The sequence below is a fragment of the Agrobacterium sp. a22-2 genome, assembly GCF_012276985.1.
GTDB lineage: Bacteria > Pseudomonadota > Alphaproteobacteria > Rhizobiales > Rhizobiaceae > Allorhizobium.
This window is the reverse complement of record NZ_JAAXMM010000130.1, coordinates 1-380: the sequence shown is the minus strand read 5'-3', so window position 1 is coordinate 380 and position 380 is coordinate 1. Positions and strand designations below refer to the sequence as shown.

At 44.7% G+C, this 380-nt stretch carries 1 pseudogene; it reads right to left on the bottom strand.

The annotated features are described in order from the left end of the window. Nucleotides 1-130 (bottom strand): annotated as a pseudogene (locus HFC70_RS27355) (ribosome maturation factor RimP); the annotation flags it as partial. Between the last annotated feature and the right edge of the window lie 250 nt (nt 131-380).

Sequence of the window (380 nt, the reverse complement as noted above, 5' to 3'; positions counted from 1 at the left end):
CATCAGCACAATCATCAACATTGATGCCATCTTCACTATCAATATAGATGCGCAGTGTGGATGTGCGACCGCGAATAAATTCGATGCCAACCAGTTCAAAACCCAGGGCCTCAACTGGCGCAGTAATCATCTCTGTTAATTTTTGCTCTAATGTGGACAAGCCCACCCCCAAGACATAAAAAAAGGGCCTAAAGCCCAGTTATTCTGTAGTCAGATAACAAAAAACCCCGATAAATCGGGGCTTTATATAACTGAACCCTATAACCGCAACTGCGGTCTGGAGCACTTTCCAGAAGGATTTTTTCAAATCCCACTACGAAGGCCGAAGTCTTCACAGTATATTTGAAAAAGGACTCTAAGGGAAAGTGGTTGCGGGGGCC